This is a genomic window from Moorena sp. SIO4E2, from assembly GCF_010671945.1.
Classification (GTDB): Bacteria; Cyanobacteriota; Cyanobacteriia; order Cyanobacteriales; family Coleofasciculaceae; genus Moorena; species Moorena producens.
Map to the genome: position 1 here is coordinate 1 of NZ_JAAHIE010000400.1, position 6,926 is coordinate 6,926.

At 43.1% G+C, this 6,926-nt stretch carries 6 protein-coding genes; 4 read left to right on the forward strand and 2 right to left on the reverse strand.

The genetic code is table 11. The features are described from left to right. Window positions 1-1,215: 1,215 nt before the first annotated feature. Complete coding sequence (locus tag F6K37_RS28620; protein ID WP_287253824.1) at window positions 1,216-2,541, forward strand: hypothetical protein; 1,326 nt, start codon at window positions 1,216-1,218, stop codon at window positions 2,539-2,541. Between the two features lie 228 nt (window positions 2,542-2,769). Here F6K37_RS28620 and F6K37_RS28625 read toward each other — a convergent pair whose 3' ends face one another. After that, window positions 2,770-2,952 (reverse strand): hypothetical protein, encoded by a 183-nt coding sequence (locus F6K37_RS28625; protein WP_287253826.1) that lies wholly within the window; start codon window positions 2,950-2,952, stop codon window positions 2,770-2,772. A gap of 41 nt (window positions 2,953-2,993) precedes the next feature. Between F6K37_RS28625 and F6K37_RS28630 the strand changes: the two genes are divergently transcribed. Together F6K37_RS28630 and F6K37_RS28635 are read left to right on the forward strand one after the other, a co-directional pair. Further along, window positions 2,994-3,152 (forward strand): hypothetical protein, encoded by a 159-nt coding sequence (locus tag F6K37_RS28630; protein ID WP_287253828.1) that lies wholly within the window; start codon window positions 2,994-2,996, stop codon window positions 3,150-3,152. An 861-nt stretch (window positions 3,153-4,013) separates the two neighbouring features. Then, window positions 4,014-5,333 (forward strand): hypothetical protein, encoded by a 1,320-nt coding sequence (locus F6K37_RS28635; protein ID WP_008183071.1) that lies wholly within the window; start codon window positions 4,014-4,016, stop codon window positions 5,331-5,333. Window positions 5,334-5,932: 599 nt separating this feature from the next. On the opposite strand, the gene F6K37_RS28640 is transcribed toward F6K37_RS28635, so the two are convergent. Continuing rightward, the gene (locus tag F6K37_RS28640) at window positions 5,933-6,400 is read right to left on the reverse strand and encodes an FxLYD domain-containing protein (protein WP_008183073.1); all 468 of its coding nucleotides are present in this window, start codon (window positions 6,398-6,400) and stop codon (window positions 5,933-5,935) included. Between the two features lie 154 nt (window positions 6,401-6,554). On the opposite strand from F6K37_RS28640, the gene F6K37_RS28645 reads away from it, so the two are divergent. Beyond that, a complete protein-coding gene (locus F6K37_RS28645) occupies window positions 6,555-6,695 on the forward strand; it encodes a hypothetical protein (protein ID WP_287253829.1) in 141 nt (46 codons plus the stop codon). Window positions 6,696-6,926 lie beyond the last annotated feature (231 nt).

A 6,926-nucleotide genomic window follows, 5' to 3' on the forward strand; every position in this document is an offset into this window, starting at 1 on the left:
CGAATTAAATTCGCCACGGGTCGCACCTCTGCATCGCTTCTAAACTCCGAAACCTAGTCCTAGCTTACTTTTGACTTCTGACTTCTCACTTCTGACTTGCCCGTAGCGCTATACAACCCCGACCAGTTACCTATTACCCATTAGCCGTTACCAAAATGAGTAACTGTCTCGGTAATAGTGGATAGCCTAGATTTCAATAGCAACAGATTTTTATTCCTAGAGGTGCGACCCAAGGGCGATTTACTCGCCCTAGGAGGCGCGCACCTATAAAAATTTTCATCATTGTTTAATTTAGCTCATCTCCATAGATGGTTCTTGGATATTTCGTCAAGTCAAGAGATATCTGGCTACATTTCAACATTATTTATTGTCAATTAGTTAATTTTATGAATAATCTCAAATCACCTGCTGTTAACCCTTTTTGCCACACAGTAAATTGATTGGGGCAAAAGCTTGCTTGCACACCTCAATGACTGAATCAAAGAGGGACTGAATGAAAAAGATTATTCTTTAACCCAGATTTGGTATAACCCCTAACTGCTCTGAGGGAGGGTAAAATTACTCATTCATAATTCTTAGCTGAATGATGTTATATAATAATTAGTTTTTGCTCAGGACTAACTCAGTAAATTTTTCATAAATTTTTATGAATTTTTGATGAAAATCCCTATTTTGATAGTGACATTTACTGAAATTTATGCCATTTATACTAATGGTAGGATTTTTTTTTGTCAGTCAAAACGCCAAAAAAAAATATGAAGCCTAGAACCAAACTACTTTTTTGACTAGGTCATCTGTTAGGGGTGGAATTTGTTCAGGGAATCGTTAGGGAGTCAAACTATAGAAAAGGCTTCAAAAAATCTATCCAGTTTCACTGGATAGATTTGAGGAGGGCATCTTTGAACTATTAAAGGGGGTGTTTTACCCTTACCGATGTTTCTAGAAACATGTATCTAGAAAGGTACTGTACCCTAGATACATCGATAAGCATGATTAAATTTGCCCCAAAAGTTCACATACAAAGTTCACATAAAAAGTTCACAGACTCTTATCCCATTTCAGGCCAGGGACGTTGAGTAATGCCAGTTTTGTAAGTTACACATCCCGTGAGTTACTGAATTGGGATGGAGTAATTAGAAATTTTTTGGTGCATCAGGACTGAAAAGAAAAGCCCACCAGTGTAAACACAGATAACTTTTGGGAGAAAACCATCTTATGGTTCTGATTGAAGCAGAAAGCGATCGCGTAACGCGAGTCAACTATGAGACAACCAGTGCAAACAATATTGATACCGTTGCTTCAGGCGGTCGAGCCGTCCAGATCTCAAGCTTTAATGACCCGGTTGAAGAAAACCCTGGTGTGCTTAGATTTCAATGGACAGCAGATGATGGACCGGCTGGTAAGTACGATATTAGTATTGCCTACTTTGACGAAGAGGATGGGGAATCTCCACTGACATTTAGTGTCAACGACAATGTAGTTGGTACATATGTTTATAATCTAAACTTACCTGGGATTACAGCTGAGCCAAGGAATTATGTCCCTCTGAGCGGTGGCAATCCACGTGGCCCTCGCCCTCTAAGTGCTGAGGATAATCCAAATGCCATTTTTAAGGGCGTAGACCTTGCTCCAGGGGATGAAATAGAAATCTCGGTACTGGCAGATAGCATTAATAATGATGATAATTTCGAGCTAGGGCGACTTGATGCCATTGAAATTACCCCAGCTGAAGATATTATCCCCAGTTTGGATCTGTTCTGGCGTAATCCTGTCACTGGACAACTTGGTGTGTGGACTCTAAATGACGAAGGCACTAGCGTCGAGACGGCAGCGTTCATTAAAGATCAAAGTGGTAAGGAGGTATTGGTACCAGACGACAGTCCATTTGACGCCCGTGGTGTTGTGGATTTAGGCGATGGTAACAGGAGTCCTCTGTGGCGTAATACCGAAACCAGGGGTGTTGCGATTTGGAAGATGGAAGGCTCCGAGTTCCAGGAGGCAATAACTACTCAGGCACCAGCAGGTCAACCAGGATCAGACCTCAACTGGGAAATCCGTGGCACCGGAGATGTTAACGGTGGTGGTGCAGAAGAAATCTTCTGGTACAACACATCTACTGGAGAAATTGCTGTTTGGGAGATAGATCAAACCGGGTTTCAGAATGCTACGTTTATTACGGATACCAATGGTGACAGGTTGACCATATCACCTAATGATCCCTGGCAGTTAGTTGCGGCTGGAGACATGGATGGCGATGGTAACGCAGATGCTATCTGGGAAAATATGAATACCCAAGAGTTTGCCTACTGGAAGCTTGATGGTACTGTTTTCCAAAACGCAGTGCTGATCGATTCCCGACCAGCAAACGGTGCTTGGGAATTCCGTGGTTCCTATGACGCTAACAACGATGGTACTGATGATTTCTTCTTCCGTAATTCCGTTACTGGACAGAATGGCATGTGGATGATCCACAATAACTCACTGGGTCAGATTGTCGAGATCGATAGGGTTGAGGATCTCAACTTCTCCTTCTACGTCTAGGATAGTCAGCAGCTAGCTTTTCTGTTGTAATTAAAGTTCAGAAAAACCCACCCCTTCTGCTTACGCTCAAGGGGTGGGTTGATTGTTCACTTAAATCTGAATCTAATATCTCCGAGTTTTAGGGCAAACGCATCTAATCGTCAGAAACCAGATATCCAAGGCATTTGGCTGACCCAAAAATTTATTGCTGACCCAAAAATTTTGACGGGGATGAATTAAACTGGTATATTATTTATTTGGCTTATCTTTAGCGCCACTCTGATTTTCACTAATTAATAGGTACGACCACCAGGATATCAAACTGTCAGCATTCAGGCTAATGCTGTCAGCTATCATGCTTAAAATAAACCCAGCGTAGCGTGTGCCGTTCGCGTAGCGTGCGCCGTTTTCGTAGCGTGCGCCGATGCGCAATGTGCAATGGGCAAACGGGATAATTTAATATTGATAGATTAATGAGAATTGAAAGTCAACAGAAAAGTCCTTGGCCTATGGCCACGCTACTTGAAGTCCTTTGTGGCACAGGCTTCTATTTGTGGCACAGGCTTCGACGCTGTGATCCAAAAAAGATTAAACGAATGCTTACCTCTTTTATTCAAAAGCACCTCAAGTAGCACCCTCTGTAGGGCATTAGCTGATAGCTGATAGCTTACCCACTAACTGCCCTGAGGCAGGGGGAAATTTATCATTCATAATTATTAGCTGACTTGATGTTATATAATAATTAGTTTTTGCTCAGTGCCAACTCAGTAAAAATTTTATAAATTTTTATGAAAATTTAATGAATATACCTAATTTGATAGTGACATTTACGGATTTTTATGGCATTTATACTAGTGGTAGGTTTTTTTTCAGTCAAAACGCCAAAAAAATCTGAAGCCTGGAACAAAAATATTTTTTTGAGTAGATCATCTGTTAGGGGTGGAATTTTATCAGGGTATCGTTAGCCAGTAAAATAATATAAAAGGCTTCAAAAAATTTATCCAGTTTCACTGGATAAATTTCAGCAGGGCATCTTTGAACTATTAAAGGGGGTGTTTTACCCTTATCGATATATCTAGAAATAGGTATCTAGAAAGGTATTGTACCCTAGATACATCGATAAGCATAATTAAATTTTCCCCAAAAGTTCACAGACAAAGTTCACAGACTCTTATCCCATTTCAGGCAAGGGACCTTGAGTAATGCCAGTGTATTGATGCAAAGCGCGAGTGGGGGAAACCACGGCAGTTGCTCATGGGGAGGGGCTGTGTGCGGAACCTGCGTCCGCACCGCTGTTTGCCCCGTGGGAACCCCCAAGACCGGACTGCCTCCCCTGTTCCTAAGCTGCATCGCTTTTGTAAGTTACACATCCCGTCAATTAGTGAGTTGGGACTGAATTGGGATGGAGTAATTAGAAATTTTTTGGTGCATCAGGACGGAAAAGAAAAGCCAACCAATGTAAACACAGATAACTTTTGGGAAAAAACTATCTTATGGTTCTGATTGAAGCAGAAGGTACTCGCGTAACGCGAGTAAACTACGGCATAACCGGTTTCAACAATATTAATCTCGTTGCTTCAGGGGGTCGAGCCGTCGAGATCACAGACTTTGATAACCCGGTTCCAGTTCCCGGTGTGCTTACCTTTCAATGGACAGCACAGGATGGACCAGCTGGTAAGTACGATATTCGTATTGCCTACTTTGACGAAGAGGATGGGGAATCTCCCCTGACATTTAGTGTCAATGGAGAGGTAGTTGGTACCTATGTTTATAATCTAAACTTACCTGCTAATAGACCTCGGCCAACAGCTGAGCCAAGGAATTATGTCCCTCTGAGGGGTGGCAATTCAAGTGGCACCCTAAGTGCTGAGGCTAATCCAAATAAACCCCTTTTTCAAAACATAGACCTTGCTCCAGGGGATGAAATAGAAATCTCGGTACTGGCAGATAGCAATAATTCTGATTTGAATTTCGAGCGAGGGCGACTTGATGCCATTGAAATTACCCGAATCCCCAGTGTGGATCTGTTCTGGCATAATCCTGTCAGTGCAAAAGTTGGTTTGTGGACTCTAAATGGCCAGGGGACTAGCGTCGAGACGACAGCGTTTATTACCGATCAAAGTGGTCAGGAGGTGTCGGTACCAGACAACACTGGATTTGAAGCTCGTGGTGTTGTGGATTTAGGCGATGGTATCAGGAATCCTCTGTGGCGTGATACCCTAACCGGCGGTGTTGCGGTTTGGAAGATGGAACGCTCCGAGTTCCAGGAAGCAATAATTACTCAGGCACCAGCAGGTCAACCGGGATCAGACCTCAACTGGGAAATCCGTGGCACGGGAGATGTTAACGGTGATAGTGCAGAAGAAATTTTCTGGTACAACACATCCAGCGGAGAAATTGCTGTTTGGGAAATAGATGAAAACGGGTTTCAGAATGCTACGTTTATTACGAATACCAATGGTGACAGGTTGACCATATCACCTAATGATCCCTGGCAGTTAGTTGCGGCTGGAGACATGGATGACGATGGTGACGCAGATGCTATCTGGGAAAATATGAATACCCAAGAGTTTGCCTACTGGAAGCTCGATGGTACTGTTTTCCAGGAGGCAGTGCTGATCGATTCCCGACCAGCAGACGGTCCTTGGGAATTCCGTGGGGCCTATGACGCTAACCGAGATGGTATTAATGATTTCTTCTTCCGTAATTCCGTTACTGGACAGAATGGCATGTGGATAATCGAGAATAACTCACTTAGTAATATTGTCGTTATCGATACGGTTGAGGATCTCAACTTCTCCTTCTACGTTTAGGATAGTCAGCAGCTAGCTTTAGGGACTTGCGTGTAAAAAAAATACCAATTAAAGTAGGGTGGGCAAAGTAATATAATTTAGAATAATCAAAAGAAACAAACTGTTTTTGCCCACCCTACAAGCTAAAAACTGGTATTTGATTTTTTGGCTACTCCCTTACTCTTGTCATTAGAGTGAATGAAAACCCACCCCTTCTGCTTAAGCTCAAGGGGTGGGTTGATTGTTCACTCAAATCTGAATCTAATATCTCCGACTGTTAATCACTTCGTAGTCAGGTACGTTAATTGTTATAGCGGTTTGCGATTTTTTAAGTACATAGTTCTGGGTTTTTAGGGAACAGGGCACAGGGCACAGGAAACAGGGCACAGGGCACAGGGCACAGGGAGTAGGGAGTAGGAAACAATAAAAAAATCCTGTGTACCTGATTAATATGAGAACCGTTATAGTGAATTATTAGTTATTAATTGAAAACTGTCAATTTTAAATTTATTGATGACATTATTATGTGGGATTCAGTGGTAAGCATTCACCTAAAGACCAAATACTTAGGTTCAGTTGCTCAGCAATTTATGCCTCAAAAGCGTGAATTGATATCGAAATCATGGAGTCGGTTTACGATCCCAGTCAACGGATGTGGTTTTTAATTCCCGACCACCCCACATTTCCGTCTCGAAAGTAGCACTTTCTCCAGCACTGAGGTTAGGGGGATTGGTGTACATGGAACTGGTGCCAATTACACTGCCGTCATCATCGAGAATTTCATAGTTTACTCGGGTCGAGTAGACAGTTTTGTCGGTTTTGTTGACTACACGACCGATAAGACGGTCATTTTGGAAACTCACTTCGCTAATGACTACTTTGGAGTCTGAGATGCCACATAGACTACTAAGATCTACAAGGGTGCCATTATCGGTTTGCATGTAGCACACTGGTAGCTCAATCTCTGTGCTCGGTACAGGGGAGAAGCCAGAGGCAAGCGTCAGTGGCAGGCTAAACGCCTTGGGAACAATTAGCAGGATTGAGGCAGCTTCTAAAGCAAGGGACAAAGACCAAAATTTCACCATCATGGTCACCTTCTGAAACTGATTACAGGATAAATGGTCAGGGTGGGAGCCCTCAGCCCAAGTTCTCCAAGTGGGGAACCTTGGTGGTTGAGGGTGATTACTAGTTCAGCTAGGTTGATACGGATCGTAAATCCAGTGATTAATCCTAGGGTGGGCAGTGCCTACCAACGCCCTTTGCAAGCTTGATTATCTGTCTGGTGCACTGCCCACCCTACATCAACCTAGGTTGATACGGATCGTAAATCCAGTGATTAATCCTAGGGTGGGCAGTGCCTACCAACGCCCTTTGCAAGCTTGATTATCTGTCTGGTGCACTGCCCACCCTACATCAACTCTAGTTCGGCTGGGTTTGTGTAGCCCCACGGTTGACACAGTGGGGCAAAAAAGGCCTAATAGACTAGCATATTGTAGAAACTACTCAGAAGTTATCCGAAAAATTATTTAATGGTTGGGTGAGAGTGGAGAAATTACTGGTAACTCACTTCAGTAATCCTTTAGACGGCTTGTGGTCTAAAGTAGGCTCCACAAC

Excerpts from the sequence above, each read along its gene's own strand:
- F6K37_RS28620 (WP_287253824.1), top strand. The coding sequence starts at position 1,216 with ATGGTTCTGATTGAAGCAGAAAGCGATCGCGTAACGCGAGTCAACTAT.
- F6K37_RS28630 (WP_287253828.1), top strand. The coding sequence starts at position 2,994 with ATGAGAATTGAAAGTCAACAGAAAAGTCCTTGGCCTATGGCCACGCTA.
- F6K37_RS28635 (WP_008183071.1), top strand. The coding sequence starts at position 4,014 with ATGGTTCTGATTGAAGCAGAAGGTACTCGCGTAACGCGAGTAAACTAC.
- F6K37_RS28640 (WP_008183073.1), bottom strand. The coding sequence starts at position 6,400 with ATGATGGTGAAATTTTGGTCTTTGTCCCTTGCTTTAGAAGCTGCCTCA.